The organism is Streptococcus infantis (assembly GCF_047460405.1).
GTDB lineage: Bacteria > Bacillota > Bacilli > Lactobacillales > Streptococcaceae > Streptococcus > Streptococcus infantis_Q.
Map to the genome: position 1 here is coordinate 1 of NZ_JASHGH010000016.1, position 18,077 is coordinate 18,077.

General features: G+C 40.8%; 20 protein-coding genes. 18 read left to right on the forward strand and 2 right to left on the reverse strand.

Annotated elements, in window-relative coordinates; translation table 11 throughout:
* Positions 1 to 218 precede the first annotated feature (218 nt).
* The 7 genes from QM928_RS07805 to QM928_RS07835 all read left to right on the forward strand — a co-directional run bounded on the left by QM928_RS07805 (position 219) and on the right by QM928_RS07835 (position 6,614).
* Positions 219 to 1,640, forward strand: a complete 1,422-nt coding sequence (locus QM928_RS07805) for an NCS2 family permease (RefSeq protein ID WP_153224561.1) — start codon at positions 219 to 221, stop codon at positions 1,638 to 1,640.
* An 85-nt stretch (positions 1,641 to 1,725) separates the two neighbouring features.
* Positions 1,726 to 2,169, forward strand: a complete 444-nt coding sequence (gene tsaE / locus QM928_RS07810) for a tRNA (adenosine(37)-N6)-threonylcarbamoyltransferase complex ATPase subunit type 1 TsaE (protein ID WP_153224560.1) — start codon at positions 1,726 to 1,728, stop codon at positions 2,167 to 2,169.
* Positions 2,159 to 2,680 carry a GNAT family N-acetyltransferase gene (locus QM928_RS07815; protein WP_153224559.1) on the forward strand — a complete coding sequence of 174 codons (522 nt, stop codon included), beginning with the start codon at positions 2,159 to 2,161 and terminating at the stop codon, positions 2,678 to 2,680. The genes tsaE and QM928_RS07815 overlap by 11 nt, the downstream gene beginning before the upstream one ends.
* A 4-nt stretch (positions 2,681 to 2,684) precedes the next feature.
* A complete protein-coding gene (brpA, locus tag QM928_RS07820) occupies positions 2,685 to 3,704 on the forward strand; it encodes a biofilm formation/cell division transcriptional regulator BrpA (protein ID WP_153224558.1) in 1,020 nt (339 codons plus the stop codon).
* A 79-nt stretch (positions 3,705 to 3,783) separates the two neighbouring features.
* On the forward strand, positions 3,784 to 5,052 hold the full coding sequence (locus QM928_RS07825) for a competence/damage-inducible protein A (protein WP_371607900.1): 1,269 nt from the start codon (positions 3,784 to 3,786) through the stop codon (positions 5,050 to 5,052).
* Between the two features lie 41 nt (positions 5,053 to 5,093).
* Entirely contained in the window at positions 5,094 to 6,248 is a 1,155-nt protein-coding gene (gene recA / locus QM928_RS07830) for a recombinase RecA (protein ID WP_001085523.1), read from the forward strand.
* 171 nt (positions 6,249 to 6,419) lie between these two features.
* A complete protein-coding gene (locus QM928_RS07835; protein WP_371607899.1) occupies positions 6,420 to 6,614 on the forward strand; it encodes a PspC domain-containing protein in 195 nt (64 codons plus the stop codon).
* 589 nt (positions 6,615 to 7,203) lie between these two features.
* On the opposite strand, the gene QM928_RS07840 is transcribed toward QM928_RS07835, so the two are convergent.
* Positions 7,204 to 7,758, reverse strand: a complete 555-nt coding sequence (locus QM928_RS07840) for a GNAT family N-acetyltransferase (RefSeq protein WP_414294976.1) — start codon at positions 7,756 to 7,758, stop codon at positions 7,204 to 7,206.
* A 108-nt stretch (positions 7,759 to 7,866) separates the two neighbouring features.
* Here QM928_RS07840 and QM928_RS07845 point away from each other — a divergent pair, with 108 nt between their 5' ends.
* On the forward strand, positions 7,867 to 9,237 hold the full coding sequence (locus QM928_RS07845) for an MATE family efflux transporter (protein WP_414294975.1): 1,371 nt from the start codon (positions 7,867 to 7,869) through the stop codon (positions 9,235 to 9,237).
* A 96-nt stretch (positions 9,238 to 9,333) separates the two neighbouring features.
* Positions 9,334 to 10,050 carry a YebC/PmpR family DNA-binding transcriptional regulator gene (locus QM928_RS07850; RefSeq protein ID WP_000532896.1) on the forward strand — a complete coding sequence of 239 codons (717 nt, stop codon included), beginning with the start codon at positions 9,334 to 9,336 and terminating at the stop codon, positions 10,048 to 10,050.
* Between the two features lie 222 nt (positions 10,051 to 10,272).
* Here the strand turns inward: QM928_RS07850 and QM928_RS07855 are convergent, their stop codons facing one another.
* Positions 10,273 to 10,932, reverse strand: coding sequence for a hypothetical protein (locus QM928_RS07855; RefSeq protein ID WP_414294974.1), 660 nt, complete (start codon positions 10,930 to 10,932; stop codon positions 10,273 to 10,275).
* Positions 10,933 to 11,129: 197 nt separating this feature from the next.
* Here QM928_RS07855 and QM928_RS07860 point away from each other — a divergent pair, with 197 nt between their 5' ends.
* The 9 genes from QM928_RS07860 (at position 11,130) to QM928_RS07900 (ending at position 18,077) form a co-directional block, all read left to right on the forward strand.
* Positions 11,130 to 11,591 carry a MarR family winged helix-turn-helix transcriptional regulator gene (locus QM928_RS07860; protein WP_414294973.1) on the forward strand — a complete coding sequence of 154 codons (462 nt, stop codon included), beginning with the start codon at positions 11,130 to 11,132 and terminating at the stop codon, positions 11,589 to 11,591.
* Positions 11,575 to 13,344: an ABC transporter ATP-binding protein gene (locus QM928_RS07865; RefSeq protein WP_414294972.1), complete on the forward strand. Its 1,770-nt coding sequence runs from the start codon at positions 11,575 to 11,577 to the stop codon at positions 13,342 to 13,344. The genes QM928_RS07860 and QM928_RS07865 overlap by 17 nt, the downstream gene beginning before the upstream one ends.
* On the forward strand, positions 13,334 to 15,094 hold the full coding sequence (locus tag QM928_RS07870) for an ABC transporter ATP-binding protein (protein WP_414294971.1): 1,761 nt from the start codon (positions 13,334 to 13,336) through the stop codon (positions 15,092 to 15,094). Before QM928_RS07865 ends, QM928_RS07870 begins: the two co-directional genes overlap by 11 nt.
* Before the next feature lie 64 nt (positions 15,095 to 15,158).
* On the forward strand, positions 15,159 to 15,515 hold the full coding sequence (locus QM928_RS07875; RefSeq protein ID WP_414294970.1) for a DUF2200 domain-containing protein: 357 nt from the start codon (positions 15,159 to 15,161) through the stop codon (positions 15,513 to 15,515).
* A gap of 2 nt (positions 15,516 to 15,517) precedes the next feature.
* On the forward strand, positions 15,518 to 16,021 hold the full coding sequence (locus QM928_RS07880; RefSeq protein ID WP_414294969.1) for a phosphatase PAP2 family protein: 504 nt from the start codon (positions 15,518 to 15,520) through the stop codon (positions 16,019 to 16,021).
* A 118-nt stretch (positions 16,022 to 16,139) separates the two neighbouring features.
* On the forward strand, positions 16,140 to 16,586 hold the full coding sequence (locus QM928_RS07885) for a LytTR family DNA-binding domain-containing protein (protein ID WP_000776599.1): 447 nt from the start codon (positions 16,140 to 16,142) through the stop codon (positions 16,584 to 16,586).
* Positions 16,587 to 16,590: 4 nt separating this feature from the next.
* Positions 16,591 to 17,265, forward strand: a complete 675-nt coding sequence (locus QM928_RS07890) for a LiaF transmembrane domain-containing protein (RefSeq protein ID WP_248034429.1) — start codon at positions 16,591 to 16,593, stop codon at positions 17,263 to 17,265.
* A gap of 107 nt (positions 17,266 to 17,372) precedes the next feature.
* Entirely contained in the window at positions 17,373 to 17,561 is a 189-nt protein-coding gene (gene rpmB, locus QM928_RS07895; protein WP_001140948.1) for a 50S ribosomal protein L28, read from the forward strand.
* A gap of 150 nt (positions 17,562 to 17,711) precedes the next feature.
* Complete coding sequence (locus tag QM928_RS07900; protein WP_000216431.1) at positions 17,712 to 18,077, forward strand: Asp23/Gls24 family envelope stress response protein; 366 nt, start codon at positions 17,712 to 17,714, stop codon at positions 18,075 to 18,077.

The following is an 18,077-nucleotide window of genomic DNA, read 5'->3' on the forward strand; positions in this document are numbered from 1 at the left end:
TGTTTTTGTTTTTTCGTCATGAGGTGCCTCCTCACGAAAAGTCTCAGACTTAATTCTAGCATAATTCGTCATCTGAGATTAACTTCCAGTTTTGGGGGAGAGATGGAAGTTACTTTGAGAAGTTACGTTTTTTAATTTTTTAAAAAAACACCTTGAAAAGGTGAATGATTGATGATATAATGGTTCTATTGTTCGTAAAATGACAAAGGAGATTAAAAATGGACAAACTATTTAAACTAAAAGAGCACGGGACAGACGTCCGTACAGAGGTTCTTGCTGGTTTAACAACTTTCTTTGCAATGAGTTATATTCTCTTTGTAAACCCTCAAATGCTTTCACAAACAGGAATGCCTGTTCAGGGTGTATTCTTGGCAACAATCATCGGTTCTGTTGTGGGAACTTTGATGATGGCCTTCTATGCTAACTTGCCATATGCACAAGCTCCAGGTATGGGACTTAACGCCTTCTTTACATTTACAGTTGTATTTGGGATGGGCTACACTTGGAAAGAAGCTCTTGGGATGGTCTTCATCTGTGGAGTTATTTCACTGATTATTACATTGACCAATGTTCGTAAAATGATCATTGAGTCTATTCCTACAACACTTCGTTCAGCGATTTCAGCAGGTATTGGGGTTTTCCTTGCTTATGTTGGGATTAAGAATGCTGGTCTCTTGAAATTCTCGATTGACCCAGGTACTTATACAGTAGCAGGTGAAGGAGCAGATAAGGCTCAAGCAGCACTTACTGCAAACTCAGCAGCTGTTCCAGGATTGGTAGACTTCAACACGCCAGCTGTCTTGGTAGCTCTTGCAGGTATTGCCATTACTATCTTCTTCGTTGTTAAGGGGATCAAAGGTGGTATCATCCTTTCTATTTTGACAACGACAGTTCTTGCGATTGCTGTTGGTCTTGTTGATTTGTCTAGCATTGACTTTGCAAGCAATAATCTTTCATCAGCAGTTAACGATCTAGGAACCTTGTTTGGTGCTGCTCTTGGTTCAGAAGGATTGGGATCTCTGATTTCAAACACCTCTCGTTTGCCAGAAACCTTGATGGCCATTCTTGCCTTCTCATTGACAGATATTTTTGATACTATCGGTACTCTTATCGGTACTGGTGAAAAAGTTGGTATCATTGCAACAAGTGGTGAAAACCATGAGTCAGCTAAATTGGATAAGGCTCTTTACTCTGACTTGGTGGCAACTTCAGTAGGTGCTATTGCAGGTACTTCAAACGTTACAACTTATGTTGAGTCTGCAGCTGGTATCGGTGCTGGTGGACGTACTGGTTTGACAGCTTTGGTTGTTGCCATCTGTTTTGCCCTATCAAGCTTCTTTAGCCCACTTCTAGCAATCGTTCCAACAGCTGCAACTGCACCAATTTTGATTATTGTCGGAATTATGATGCTCTCTAACTTGAAAAATATTCCTTGGGATGATATGGCTGAAGCTGTTCCAGCTTTCTTCACATCTATCTTTATGGGATTCAGTTACTCAATCACACAAGGGATTGCCGTTGGTTTCTTAACTTATACTTTGACGAAGGTTGTCAAAGGTCAAGTGAAAGATGTGCATGTCATGATTTGGATTTTGGATGCCTTGTTTATCTTGAATTACATCAGTATGGCTCTTAACTAATGACAAAAACAAAAAAAGAGGGGAGTCTCCTCTTTTTTTGTTGATGGAAATATCACAAAATAAAACTTTTTGGTATAATAAGTACATGTACACAAAAAATGAAGATGAGTTGATTGCACTTGGGGAAGACCTAGGGCATTTGTTAGAAAGAAATGATGTGTTGATTTTGACTGGTGAATTAGGTGCTGGGAAAACAACGCTAACAAAGGGTCTGGCTAAGGGATTAGACATTCATCAAATGATTAAAAGTCCTACTTATACCATTGTTCGAGAATATGAGGGACGTCTACCCTTATATCACTTAGATGTTTATCGCATCGAAGGGGATGCAGATTCTATCGACTTGGATGAATTTCTTTTTGGTTCAGGTGTAACGGTTATTGAGTGGGGACATCTATTGGGGGAAAATCTTCCATCAGATTATCTGGAGTTAGAAATCCTTAAAAAAGATGAGGGCCGAGAAATCGTCTTTCATGCTCATGGCCAAAGAGCGACAGAACTTTTGAAAGGATTGACGGATGGAGTATGATCTTTTAATCCGTGAAGCGGAAATCCAGGATGCTTCAGCGGTCATTGCTCTCTTAGATCAAATTGGTCAAGAGTCTAATTTTACCAGTCTGGATGAAAATGGGATTGCAATGAGTGAGTCTGAGATGCAACATTTTTTGGATAAGCAGGCCCAGTCGGATAATCAAATTACCCTACTCGCTTTTTTGAATGATGAGTTAGTAGGAATCATCAATACAACAGCTGATCAACGTCCGCGAGTCAGTCATATTGGAGATGTTTTTTTAGGAATAAAAAAAGCTTACTGGGGAAATGGTCTCGGTAGTATCTTGATGGAAGAAACTATTGAATGGGCCAAATCAAGTGGTAGTATTCGACGGTTACAATTGACAGTTCAAAAAAGAAATCTTGCCGCGGTGCATCTGTATGAAAAAATGGGCTTTATCATAGAAGGATTACAGGAACGTGGTGCTTGTATAGAAGGAGGAGAGTTTCTAGATGTTTACCTAATGGGTCAACTGATAGACGAATAAGAGTATGGTAAAAAAAATAATTGGAATGTTTTTGGGTTTGGTCCTTGTGACTGTGCTAGGTGTAGGTGCCTATGCCTATACAATTTATCAGCAAAGTACGCAAACTTTAGCTAAAACCTATAAAAAAATCGGTGAAGAAACCAAGGTAATTGAAGCGACCGAACCTCTGACGATTTTGCTTATGGGCGTGGATACAGGAAATGTTGAACGTACAGACCCATGGGCTGGGAATAGTGATTCAATGATCTTAGTGACAGTGAATCCTAAAACTAAGAAGACGGTCATGATGAGTTTGGAGCGTGATATTCTCACACAAATCCAGCAACCAGATGGTAGTGTTAGAGAAGCGAAACTCAATGCTGCCTATGCTGATGGCGGAGCAGAGTTGTCTATTTCAACGATTCAAAAGATGATGAACATTCATATCGACCGTTATGTGATGGTCAATATGCATGGCCTTCAAAGAATGGTTGATGCTGTAGGTGGTATTACAGTCAACAACACTCTCGGCTTCCCAATTTCTATTCAAGATCAGGAACCTTTTAATACGATTTCGATTGGAGTCGGTGAGCAAACCCTCAATGGTGAAGAAGCCCTTGTTTATTCACGCATGCGTTATCAGGATCCTGAAGGGGACTATGGTCGTCAAAAACGCCAGCGTGAAGTGATTCAAAAGGTTGTCGAGAAAATTCTTAGTTTGAACAGTGTGAGTCACTACCAAGAGATTCTGAAGGCTCTTAGTGACAACATGCAGACAAATATCGAGATTACAACGACAACCATTCCTCAGTTGATGGGTTATCAAGATTCCTTTAAAAATATCGAAACCCAACAATTACGTGGTGAAGGTGAAATGATTGACGGGATTTCTTACCAAATCGTTTCTGGTGAGCATATACTAGAGATGCAAAATCTTTTACGCCGTTCGCTCGGACAACCAGAGGTTACGAATTTGGAGACCAATATAGTCTTGTACGAGAATCTTTTTGGCCACTTGCCACCATCTTCTGAGGAGTCAGAATAACAAGAAACTATCCATCAAATCGTAGGAATTATCCTGCGATTTTTTCAAAGAAATCCGAATAGGTAAGTAGGAGGAAAAAATGAAAGCAGAAATTATAGCTGTTGGAACAGAGATTTTGACAGGTCAGATTGTCAATACCAATGCGCAATTCTTGTCTGAAAAATTGGCTGAAATCGGTGTAGATGTCTATTTTCAGACAGCTGTAGGAGATAACGAGGCTCGTCTCTTATCCTTGTTAGAAATTGCTCAGAATCGCAGTAGTCTAGTCATTTTAACAGGTGGCTTGGGACCGACGGAAGATGATTTGACCAAGCAAACTTTGGCCCAATTTTTGGGACGCGACTTGACTTTTGATCCTCAGGCTCAGGCTAAGCTAGATGACTTTTTTGCTCATCGACCAGACTATGCTAGAACTCCAAATAATGAACGCCAGGCTCAAATCGTTCAAGGTTCAACTCCATTACCAAACGAAACAGGACTGGCAGTCGGTGGTATGATCGAGGTGGCTGGGGTAACCTACGTTGTTCTACCAGGACCTCCAAGTGAATTGAAACCTATGGTCTTAAATGAGTTGCTTCCAAGATTGACAACGGGATCTAAGCTCTATTCACGTGTGCTACGTTTTTTTGGGATTGGTGAGAGCCAGCTAGTGACCATTCTATCAGATTTGATTGACCAACAGACGGATCCAACCTTGGCACCTTATGCTAAAACTGGGGAAGTGACGCTTCGCTTATCGACCAAGGCTAAGAGTCAAGAAGAAGCGGATCGTGTTCTAGATACTTTAGAACAAAAAATCCTTGAAAGAGAAACCTTTGAGGGTGTTTCACTTCGAGAAATTTGCTATGGCTATGGGGAAGAAACCAGTTTGGCTAGCCTGGTAGTAGAAGAGTTGAAAAAGCAAAAGAAAACTATCACTGCAGCAGAAAGCTTGACTGCAGGTCTTTTTCAAGCTACTTTGGCTGATTTCTCAGGTGTATCTGCTATCTTTAAAGGTGGTTTTGTGACCTATAGCCTTGAAGAAAAAGCTAAGATGCTTGATATTCCAAATGCTGAATTGGAAAAACACGGAGTCGTCTCAGCCTTTACTGCTGAAAAAATGGCTGAACAGGCGCGAATCAAGACTCAGTCAGATTTTGGCATTAGTTTGACAGGAGTGGCTGGACCAGATAGCCTAGAAGGTCAACCAGCAGGTACAGTCTTTATCGCTTTGGCGCAAGCTTCGGGGACAGAAGTTATCCAGGCCAATATCGCAGGTAGAAGTCGTGCAGATGTGCGAGAAATTGCAGTCTTACATGCTTTTAACCTAGTTCGCAAAGCTTTATTAAGTGCTGGAGATTTGTTATAATAGAAGAAGGTCTAAGGACTATTAGAATACAGGAGAATAAAATGGCGAAAAAACCAACAAAAAAATTAGACGAAATTGGCAAAAAATTTGGTGCTGATCGTGAAAAAGCCCTAAACGATGCCCTTAAATTGATTGAAAAAGATTTCGGTAAGGGATCAATCATGCGCTTGGGTGAACGTGCAGAGCAAAAGGTCCAAGTGATGAGCTCAGGTTCTTTGGCTCTTGATATCGCACTCGGATCAGGTGGTTATCCAAAGGGACGTATCATCGAAATCTACGGTCCAGAATCATCTGGTAAGACAACAGTAGCCCTTCACGCTGTAGCGCAAGCCCAAAAAGAAGGCGGAATTGCTGCCTTTATCGATGCGGAGCACGCGCTTGACCCAGCCTATGCAGCAGCGCTTGGTGTTAATATCGATGAATTGCTCTTGTCACAACCAGACTCAGGGGAGCAAGGTCTTGAAATTGCTGGGAAATTGATTGACTCAGGTGCAGTTGATCTTGTTGTTATCGACTCAGTTGCTGCCCTTGTACCTCGTGCAGAAATCGATGGAGATATCGGAGATAGCCACGTTGGTCTTCAAGCTCGTATGATGAGCCAGGCTATGCGTAAACTCGGAGCTTCTATTAATAAGACTAAGACAATTGCTATCTTTATCAACCAATTGCGTGAAAAAGTAGGAGTTATGTTTGGTAATCCAGAGACAACTCCTGGTGGACGTGCTCTTAAATTCTACGCTTCTGTCCGTTTAGATGTTCGTGGAAGCACACAAATCAAGGGAACTGGTGACCAAAAAGATACTAGCGTAGGTAAGGAAACCAAGATTAAGGTTGTTAAAAACAAGGTGGCTCCACCATTTAAAGAAGCCTTTGTTGAAATCATGTATGGTGAAGGAATTTCAAGAACTGGTGAGCTCTTGAAGATTGCAAGTGATCTTGACATCATCAAGAAGGCAGGAGCATGGTACTCTTATAAAGACGAAAAGATCGGTCAAGGTTCTGAAAATGCTAAGAAATACTTGGCGGATCACCCAGAAGTCTTTGACGAGATTGACCACCAAGTTCGTGTCAAGTTTGGCTTGATTGAAGATGATGCGGTAGCTGATGAAAAAGTTGCACCTGTGGAATCAGAAGTAGCTAATCAAGAAGTGACTCTTGACCTTGGCGATGATCTTGAAATCGAAATTGAAGATTAAAAAGTAAAAGTGGCGGAGGAATCCCCACTTTTTTTGCTATATGAGAATAAAGAAACAAGGTTATGAGAGCAGGAATGACAGATTTTCACAGTAAAAATGAGGAAGACTATTGCAAAAGATTTGATGATAAAATAAATTGAAAATAAAAGTAATACCAAGGAGATTGTTGGTATGGAAAAACGTTTAGTTCGCAATGTTCAAGAGAAAAAAATTGCTGGTGTTTGTGCAGGGCTTGCTGACTATTTAGATATTGATGCAACACTTGTTCGTGGGCTTTGGATTCTCTTCACACTACTAGGTGGATCAGGAATTCTTGCCTATCTCATTCTCTGGCTCATCATGCCAGAAGCTGGAACAAAAGCGTAAACTTAGTGACATTTTTATAAGAGAAATCAAGATAAGGCTGAAACAAAATTGTTTCAGCCTTATTTATAGTGGATTGAAATAAGGGATGAACAATTCGATTAGGAAAGTCAAACTTATTTCTAGAAATATTTTAGAATTCGTAGCGTACTATTCTAGATTCAATCTACTATAATTTTGTTGTGTAGCAGATTGAATAGAAAACACTATAGTAGATTCAAATAAGGGATGAACAATTCGATTAGAAAAATCAAACTTATTTCTAGAAATATTTTTAGCAGTCGTGATGTACTATTATAGATTCAATCTACTATAATTTTGTTGTGTAGCAGATTGAATAGAAAATACTATAGTAGATTCAAATAAGGGATGAACAATTCGATTAGGAAAGTCAAACTTATTTCTAGGAATATTTTTAGCAGTCGTAATGCACTATTCTAGATTCAATCTACTATATTTTGATGGATTTAGCAAAACTTTCTGCTATTTGATTTCGGAATCACAAAAAAATCACCTGTAGTGCAGGTGATTGGGTATTCATTGTAGAGAAATTTGCAGTTTCTTACTGGGAAGTTCAAGACTGCAGTATAGGTTAGTGGTCGCTGAAACGACGGTACTCGATGTGGAAGTCGAAATAATTTTCTTCTTGCAATTTTTGAAAGATATCACGGTAGGCTTCTTCATCAAAGTGGTCACCACGATATAGAATCTCAAAACTAAGACCTTCGTACTCCAAAAAAGCATTGGCGGTTTTGAAGCCATTTTGTTTATAAAATTCCATGCGAGCTTTTCGCTGTTCGAGGTTATCGCATTCCTCATCCAAACGTTCAACTTCAAGAATCATGGTACGCTGGTAAAAATCAATCAGCTTTTCAATGATTTCTTTGCCATAGCCGTGGCTACGCAAATGAGGCATAATGGCAAAAAAGCTTATGTAGAAAGCCTTTTGATTAGAAATGGCAAAGGCAAATCCTACAAATTCCTCTTCGTTGTAAAAGGCGAAAAAGTGGGCATCGTCTCGATCCTGGTAACTTAAAAATTCTTCCAAAGAGACGCGTTCTTCTTCAGGAAAGGCTTCTTTGTTTAATTGGTCGACTTTTTCAAGGTCTGGGAATGCATCTGTAATTAACTGGCTGGTTAAGCTCATACATACTCTCCTTTTCTGTCACGATTATACCAGATTGTTTGTAACTAGGCAACGCTTTCTTATCCAAACTCTCTTGTTCCCCTACTAGAAAGCTGATATAATAGCCTTATGAATAAAAAATCAACGGTGGACCTGATTCATGGTCCCATACTTCCCGCGCTAATTAGTTTTGCATTCCCGATTCTACTGTCCAATATCTTTCAGCAACTTTATAATACGGCTGATATTTTGATTGTTGGGTATTTTTTAGGGCAAGAATCCTTGGCGGCAGTCGGAGCAACGACAGCCATTTTTGATTTGATTATCGGTTTTGCTCTCGGAGTCGGCAATGGAATGGGTGTTGTTATTGCACGTCTCTACGGCGCTCGCAATTTTGCTAAAATTAAAGAAGCTGTCGCAGCAACTTGGATTTTAGGTATTATCTTGAGTGTGCTTGTCATGTTGATGGGCTTTTTTGGTCTTTATCCACTCTTACAGTACCTAGAAACACCTGCAGAAATTCTCCCTCAGTCCTATGAATATATCTCCATGATTGTTAGCTGTGTGGGAGTGAGCTTTGCTTATAATCTTTTTGCAGGTTTGCTACGCTCTGTTGGTGATAGTCTTGCTGCGCTTGGTTTTCTTATTTTCTCAGCCATCGTTAATGTCATCCTGGATTTATATTTTATTACGCAATTGCAGTTGGGGGTTCAGTCTGCAGGTCTTGCAACGATTATCTCCCAGGGCTTGTCAGCTATCCTTTGTTATCTCTATATCCGAAAGAGTGTTCCAGAGCTCCTTCCTAGGTGGAAAGATTTTAAATGGAATAAGGCCCTCTATGTCGATCTCTTAGAGCAGGGGCTAGCCATGGGCTTGATGGGTTCAATCGTCTCTGTCGGAAGTGTTATTTTGCAATCCTCTGTCAATAGTTTTGGAGCAGTCATTATCAGCGCTCAGACAGCAGCACGCCGAATCATGGCCTTTGCCTTATTGCCAATGACGGCTATCTCAGCATCGATGACTACTTTTATCTCTCAAAACTTTGGTGCAAAACGTCCAGATCGCATTGTCCACGGTCTTCGACTAGGGAGTTATATCAGTATGGCTTGGGCAAGCTTTGCATGTGTATTTCTATTTTTTGCAAGTCCTAGCCTAGTTTCTTTCCTGGCAAGTTCGACAGACGGTTACTTGATTGAAAATGGGGCTTTGTACCTACGCATCAGTTCGGTATTCTATCCGTTTTTGAGTCTTTTATTGATCTATAGAAATAGCTTGCAGGGTCTCGGTCAAAAATTCTTGCCACTTGTATCAAGCTTTATCGAGTTTTTGGGCAAAATTATTTTCGTCGCTTGGATTATTCCTTGGACAGGTTATACAGGTGTGATTCTATGTGAGCCCCTTCTCTGGCTAGTTATGACTGCTCAACTTTACTTCTCACTTTCCAAACATCCATGGATCAAAGAAGGCAAAAAACTCTTGGCTACTGGCGGGAAATCCTAGCTTAATTTACTAAAGAAAATCCGTTTCCTCTAGTGAAAATCGGATAGACTTGTGTTATAATAAGAAAGATTAAAATGTGAAAAAAGGAGATTCCTAATGGGACGTAAATGGGCCAATATCGTAGCTAAGAAAACGGCTAAAGATGGAGCTAACTCTAAAGTATATGCAAAATTTGGTGTAGAAATCTATGTAGCAGCTAAAAAAGGTGAACCAGATCCAGAACTAAACACTGCTTTGAAATTCGTTATCGATCGTGCCAAACAAGCACAAGTGCCAAAGCACGTTATTGATAAGGCTATCGATAAGGCAAAAGGAAACACAGACGAAACCTTTACAGAAGGACGTTACGAAGGATTCGGACCAAATGGTTCTATGTTGATCGTTGATACTTTGACTTCAAACGTCAACCGTACAGCTGCGAATGTTCGTGCTGCCTTTGGTAAAAACGGTGGAAATATGGGAGCTTCAGGTTCTGTATCTTACCTCTTTGACAACAAGGGTGTTATCGTTTTTGCAGGTGATGATGCTGATGCTATCTTTGAACTCTTGCTTGAAGCAGATGTTGATGTAGATGATGTAGAAGCAGAAGAAGGAACAATCACTGTCTACACTGCACCAACTGATCTTCACAAGGCTATCGTTGCCTTGCGTGAATCTGGTATTGAAGAATTCCAAGTAACTGAATTAGAAATGATTCCTCAATCAGAAGTTGAGTTGTCAGGTGAAGATTTGGAAACATTTGAAAAACTCTACGGAGTCCTTGAAGACGACGAAGACGTACAAAAAATCTACACAAACGTAGACGGATTCTAAGAATAAAAATAACCCCTTTGAAAATTCAGTGTTTTCAAGGGGTTTGTTTATCCTGTGATGACAAAAGGAGCAGGAAAGAGACAAAAATTTCTTTTGCTCAAAACGTTATTAGTAATCTATAATTGTCCATAATCCAATGGATTGTGGAAATATCGTGGTGTTGGGATTTAGAAATCGAGGCTTGGTCTACCGATTGCTATTCCCAGTACCTTTTTAGTTATGTTAAACTTTCACTCCAGAATCAGATTGTTCTTTTCGGTCCAGTCCGACAGCAAATTTATGAATCAGAAGAAACTGACCATTTTTCTGCTTTACAAAGTTTAAAACAACTGCCTTACTAGGTGAACCTAGGGAGAGATAGGTGATTCTTTTGGTTTCATAATCACTGTCACTTGAATCTACTTCAGAATCTGGAATCCCATGTTCACTGATAATGTCTTTGTAATTGCTACCGCCTTGCCCTTGGTTGGAAGGGTCGCCCTCTATTAAGGCATCAAACTGTTCTTGAGTCCAGGTAAATATCTCTTCTTCCTCTTCATATTCATCAATGGTACTATTTGGCCAATCTTCATTGGTTGGTTCTTCCATGAGATAATTAGAAGAGCTACGATAGCCTCTTATAAAATCAGCGAAGATAGGAGTGAACAGCAGTTGGCTTATCAGTACAATGATAATGGAAATGAGGCCAAAGCTTGAACCAATCATAGCTAATGTTTTTTGATTTTGGAGATTGAGGCCAATGCCGATGACTCCTAAGATCAAGGCAACAAATCCAAAGAGAAAGGATAGACCATTGATAATTGGTATCCAAGAACCAAGAAGTGCCAGGGCTCCAAAAATAACAGCAAGGGTTCCTAAGGTTTTATACTCTTCTTGTTTCATTTGAAAGTTCTCCCATTTCTAGTGTAATCAGACAAGTTAGTGCCTATTATAGATAAATTATCAACTATTGTCAATTTATATCGAAATAGTTCTCATAGAAACTTTTTTCTTGACATCTTTTCTGAAAATGATAAAATAGTTCTCATGAAAACCAATTGGTTCTCGTGAGAACTATTTATGTGTAAAAAGGAGCAATCATGGATAAGCCGATGTTAGCTTTTAAACGTTTTGGTCATCAGGTTCACCTTATGGTACAACAGGAAGCTAAACGTTGTGGTATTGAATTTATGGGTGGACCGCAGGGCCAAGTTATACGATTTTTAGACTATCGTGAGGAGTCTGAACAGGCGGTGTTAATCAAGGATATTGAGCAGGAACTCAATATCACCAAGTCAGTCGCCAGTAATCTAGTGAAGCGCATGGTGCAAAATGGTTTGGTGGAGTTGGAGACAAGTCCAAGTGATAAGCGGGCAAAATTTGTTCATTTGACGGAAAAATCACGCTCTCAGATGAAGCCAATCAAGTCTTTCTTTGATCGAATTGACCGTAGTCTACTTGATGGAATTTCTGAGGAAAAACTAGCTGTTTTTGAAGAAGTCATGGGTCTACTACAGGCTAATGTAGATAAAATGGGAGGTAAGAATGAAGAAACTCGCTAAACGTATCACAGGAAAAGAGTGGGGAATGATTCTCTTGACTGTCCTCTTTACCTGTTTCTCGGTCTATCTAGAGTTAGAAGTACCGACTTACATTTCAGAAATTACAGAACTGCTTGGAACACCAGGCACAGAGCTAGGAGATCTTTGGTCACCAGCCATTAAGATGATAGGCTTGTCTCTACTTGCTTTTCTCTCATCCGTTACTGTTGGATTTTTTGCCGCTCGCGTTGCAGCGTCTTACACAACTCATTTACGAAGCGATATTTTTAATCGTGTTCTAGATTTCTCGCAGACAGAGATCAAACGTTTTTCAATCCCCAGTCTTTTGACTCGGACGACTAATGATATCACACAGGTTCAGATGCTTTTTACCATGGGACTCCAGGTGGTCACTCGTGGACCAATCATGGCTATCTGGGCCATTGGAAAAATCCTTGGGAAGTCTGAGTACTGGCTCTGGGCAGTAGTAATCGCTGTTATCGTCAATGTTTTGATGACAACTGTTCTCCTGACTCTGGCCTTTCCGAAACAATCTGTCATTCAAAAATTGACAGATAAACTCAATAGTATTACTCGTGAAAGTTTGACAGGGATTCGAGTGGTGCGTGCTTATAATGCCGAGGATTATCAAGACAAGAAATTCGAAGAAGCCAATGAGGAAGTCACTCGTCTTAATCTCTTTGTCAACCGTTTGATGGCGATTATGAATCCTATTATGATGGCGATTTCGAGTGGCTTGAGTCTAGCTATCTACTGGATTGGAGCCTATATCATCAACGATGCTAGCTTGACAGAGCGTCTACCCCTCTTTAGCGATATGGTGGTCTTCATGTCCTATGCTATGCAAGTGGTAATGGGCTTCTTACTCATGGGTGCTCTCTTTATCGTTCTTCCTCGTACCTTGGTTTCTGCAGGTCGTATCAATCAAGTCTTGGACCTTTATTCCTCTATTGAAAATCCTAGTCACCCACAGACGGCAAACTCTTCTGTAAAAGGTCAAGTGGAATACCGCGACGTAACCTTCCGCTACTCTAAAAACTCAGAAGCAGTTGTGGAACATGTCAGCTTCAAGGCAGAAGCAGGGCAAACCATTGCCTTTATCGGCTCAACTGGTTCTGGGAAATCTACTCTAGTTAATCTCTTGCCTCGTTTTTATGATGTGTCAGAGGGAGAAATTCTAGTAGATGGCGTCAATGTGAAAGATTACTACTTGGAAGATTTGCGTAATAAGGTTGGCTATATCCCTCAAAAAGCTGTGCTCTTTTCTGGAGATGTTAAGGACAATCTCGACTTTGGTAAGAGTCAAGAAACGCCACTAAGTGAAACGGCCATGTGGCAAGCTTTGGAATTGGCTCAATCTAAAAACTTTATAGAGGATAAGGAAGCTGGTCTTGACTCAGAAGTGGCTCAAGGTGGGACCAATTTCTCAGGTGGACAGAGACAACGTTTGGCCATTGCACGCGCCTTGGCTCGTAAACCAGAGATTCTCATTTTTGATGATTCGTTCTCAGCCTTGGACTACAAGACAGATCGTATCTTGCGTCAAGTATTAGCTGAAAAAACACAATCCATGACCAAATTAATCGTTGCCCAACGCATTTCAACCATTATGGATGCAGACCTGATCTTAGTCTTGGATCAAGGTAAAGTCGTGGGGCAAGGCACCCACAAGGAACTTCTTGCAAGCAATGAAGTTTACCAAGAAATTGCCTATTCACAACTATCGAAGGAGGAATTGGAACATGGAAAATAAGAAAATGTCCTTATGGAAACAGTGTAGACCTTTTCTAGCAGGTCTCCAACTTCCCCTACTAATCGCAGTTGTGACGGCTATCTGTTCAAGTATTATCACGGTTTATGGACCAACTAAGATCAAAGAAATTACCAATTTGATTTCAGATGGGTTAATGACAGAGATTGATCTAGAGGCTGTCTCAAGTATTGCTAGCTTTTTGGTTATCCTCTATGTGCTTGGGATTATCCTGAACTATACGCAAGCCTACATTTTCTCAACTAGTATCCAACATTTCTCAAAACGTTTGCGGACAGCTATTGCTGAGAAAATCAATCGCTTGCCACTTGCTTATTTTGACCGTCATTCTCAAGGGGACACCCTTTCTCGTGTGACTAATGACGTTGATACAGCAGCTCAGTCTCTTAACCAAAGCCTTGGGACAGTTCTTTCAGCTAGCTTTTTACTGATTGCTGTTTTGATTACCATGTTTGGTATGAACTGGATTTTGGCACTGGTAACCGTTGTTTCAACCCTTATTGGATTTGCGGCGGTCTCAGTGATTATGGCTAAATCTCAAGGCTACTTTAAAGCTCAACAAAACAACCTAGCAGCTGTAAATGGCTATGTGGAAGAAATGTACTCTGGCCACAATGTGGTGACTAGCTATAATGCTGTGGAACCAACAAAAGAAACATTTGCAGGCTTGAATCAGAATCTACATGATAGCATTTGGAAATCTCAGTTTATCTCTGGAATTATGATGCCTGCCATGGTCTTTGTAGGCAACTTTAGTTATGTTCTAGTCATTATCGTTGGTGCTGCCTTGGCTCTTGAAGGGTATATCAGTATCGGGATTATTGTAGCCTTCATGGTTTATGTTCGAACCTTCTCGCAACCCTTATCACAGATTGCCCAAGGAATTACAAGTTTGCAACAGGCCAGTGCAGCTATGACCCGTGTCTTTGAGTTTCTAGGCGAAGCTGAGATGGAAGACGAATCTCATAAGGCAAGACAATTGACTGGTATGAAGGGTGAAGTAGTCTTTGACAGAGTTGCCTTTGGCTATACTCCTGAAAAAACGATCATTCACGACTTTTCAGCGACAGCTCATGCAGGTCAAAAGGTCGCCATTGTTGGACCAACTGGTGCTGGGAAGACGACCATTGTTAACCTCTTGATGAAGTTCTATGAGATTGATAAGGGAAGTATTCGCATTGATGGTGTGGATACCAAGGCTATGAAGCGCTCAGAAGTACACGATGCCTTTTCAATGGTCTTGCAGGATACCTGGCTCTTTGAAGGAACCATTCGAGACAATCTCATCTATAATCAAACAGGTATCAGTGATGAACGTGTGATTGAAGCTGCCAAAGCAGTAGGAATCCACCACTTCATCACAACCTTACCTGATGGATACGATACTGTTTTGGATGATACAGTGACCTTGTCAGTCGGACAGAAACAACTCTTGACCATTGCTCGTGCTCTGATCAAGGATGCTCCGCTCTTGATTCTGGACGAAGCAACATCCTCAGTCGATACTCGTACGGAGGAGTTGATTCAAAAAGCCATGGACCGTTTGATGGAGGGACGCACATCCTTTGTGATTGCCCACCGCTTGTCAACGATCCGCAATGCTGACTTGATTCTGGTCATGAAAGAAGGAAATATCATCGAGCAAGGCAATCATGAAGAGCTTATGGCTCAGGGTGGTTTCTATGCTGACCTCTACAATAGTCAATTTACAGAAGATGAAGTAGAAGAATAAACCCAAAGAAGGCTTGACGGCCTTCTTTTTCTTCTTTATACTGGTATAATAGAAAGAGGAAAGTATGAGTCAAAAATTATACAATATGAAATTTTCTGCTGTCTATCCAGCCTTGATTGCAAAGGTTGAGCGAAAGGGTGGAAGGGCAGAGTCCGTTCACCAAGTGACCAGTTGGCTGACAGGTTATGAAGTGAGTGAGATCCTTGCTTGTCTGGATAGGGACCTTACTTATGGAGATTTTTTTCGACAGGCACCGTCTTATGTACCTGAACGGATTGCGATTACAGGTAAGATTTGTGGGATTCGTATTGAGGAAATTGAGGACCCTCTGATGCAGGAAATCCGCCGTCTGGACAAATTAGTGGACTGGCTTGCCAAGGGTAAAACAACTCAGCAGGTCCTAGAAAAGTATGAGAAATAGACATGAAAAACTATCAAGAATGGTACGAGAAGAGGAAATCAAGTCTCCTTCGACATCCACAATTATTGCAATTGATGCGAGTCTTTAATCGCATGATGACAGTTCTGATGCCCTTGGCTTACTTGACCTTGTTGGGGACAAACTTTGTAAGTAAAGGAATTGGGAACGACCTTTATGCTTATATCTTAGTGCCAGCTTCTGGCTTTGTCCTATTGACGCTTGTTCGTAAGTGGATCAATCAACCGCGTCCTTATGAGACTTGGGAAATTATTCCGCTACTAGACAAGGACAGCTCTGGCAATTCAATGCCCAGTCGCCATGTCTTTTCAGCGACTATCATTTCTATGGCTTGTTTTCACGCAAGTTTACCAGTGGGATTGATTTTATTGATCTTGTCAGCTCTTCTCGGTCTTGTGCGGGTCTTAGGAGGCGTTCATTATCCCAAGGATGTTCTGGTAGGCTATGCCTGTGGCCTCCTTTTGGGAATTCTTTTCTTTATTTTGTAAGAAGCAAAGCAAGTGGGCTTGGCCTCGTAACCACTTACGGGTCAAAAGTGACCACTTGCTTTTTTGCCCTTGTAAAGTCTTTTAGGCTTTGGTATAGTAGATGCAGAAAGGAGATAGGATGAAGTTACGAATCGAGATTGATAGTGAATTAACTGAGACAGAGATTGTCATCAAGGCTGCAGCCCTGACAGATGAGATAGCTGATTTGCAACGACTCTTGCAAGAAACCAAAGCTCCTAGGTTGATTTTTTACAAGGGGACGGGTGAGTACTACTTAGACTTGTCGGAAATTCTCTTTTTTGAGACAGAAGGTAGCAAGATTTACGCTCATACCCAGAAAGAAGCCTACGAGGTTCGACTCAAGCTTTATGAGTTGGAGTCCATTCTCCCCCGCTATTTTAGTCGGGTATCCAAGTCGACCATTGCCAATATCCGGCAGGTTTACTCGGTGGACAAGTCCTTCTCAGGTACAGGAACTATTTCCTTTTATCAGACCCACAAGGAGGTGCACGTGTCACGACACTACCAATCCCTCCTAAAAGAAAATCTAAGAAACATGAGGTAAGAACATGAAAAAGAAAGCATTTGGTATTGTATTGCTAGTATTGGCAGCTTTAGTATTATTGCAGGGAAATTTTGGAATTCCTTCTCTAGGAGGGCAGATTTGGCCCTTGATCGGTATTGGATTTTTTGCTTACCAATCAGTTGAAGCTTTGTTGCGTCGTCACTTAACTTCAGCCTCTTTTACAGCCCTAGTGGCCCTCATGATTGCTAATCATTTTTATGACATTCTACCGATTCCCAATCAGTCACTGTTCTGGGCAAGTGTTCTCATCGTGCTTGGAGTAAGTATGCTGACTCATACTAACAGAACTTGGAATGGGAAAAAATGGTGGTATGACGGTGAAAAGACTATTCTGACAGACAAGGAAGTCGCTTTTGGGGCGGGTACATTTTACAAGCAAGACCAAGAATTGGTAGAAGACGAGTTTGAAGTCGGATTTGGGAATGCCAAAATCTATTATGACAATGCAGAGATGTTAGGTGATTTTGCTACTCTGAATATCGAAGTCGGATTTGGGAATGCAGTTATCTATGTGCCCCAACACTGGAGAGTGGACCTGAAGGTGGAAACTTTTTGTGGTGCGGCCAAGGCAGATGCTCCTGTAGCCCCAACCAGCAAAACTTTGATTATCCGTGGAGACGTAGCTTTTGGGAAATTGGGAGTTGTTTACGTTAAATAAAAAAAATATTCCAATCTCCTTGCCAAAAAAGAGAAAGTGTGATAACATAGTACAGTATGTGGTGCTAGCACATCCGCTATATTAGATCTAATAGGAGGAAAACACAAATGGCTAAAGTATGTTACTTTACAGGTCGTAAGACTGTATCAGGAAACAACCGTTCACACGCGATGAACCAAACAAAACGTGCCGTAAAACCAAACCTTCAAAAAGTTACTGTACTTATCGATGGTAAACCTAAAAAAGTTTGGGCTTCAGCTCGTGCTTTGAAATCAGGTAAAGTAGAACGCGTTTAATAAAGAGTAAAAGGCCATCAGGTCTTTTTCTTTTGCTCTGAGCTCAAAATCCCTTGTCAAAGGAGCAAATATCCGCCGATACAGTATTCTGCTTTTACACTTGGCTTGAAATATGATAAAATAGAGTATCAACTAGTTGAGGTAGAAAAAATGACTGTAAAAATTAATACAAAAGATGGTCAAATCGAACTAACAGATGAAGTGATTGCTACCGTTGTAGGCGGTGCAGCAACTGAGATTTTTGGTGTGGTCGGTATGGCAAGTAAGAAAGCCCTCAAAGATAATTTCCAAGCCCTCCTTGGGAAGGAAAATTATTCTAAAGGTGTCGTTGTAAAAGCGGCCGAAGATGGTAGCATTGCAGTTGATGTATATACCGTGTTGAGCTATGGAACTAAGATTAGTGAAGTCTCAAAAAACATCCAAGAGCGTGTACGCTTTAGTTTGGAAAACCAACTTGGCATCACTGCTCAAACTGTGAATGTCTACATTCAAAATATCAAAGTTGTAGGAGAATAA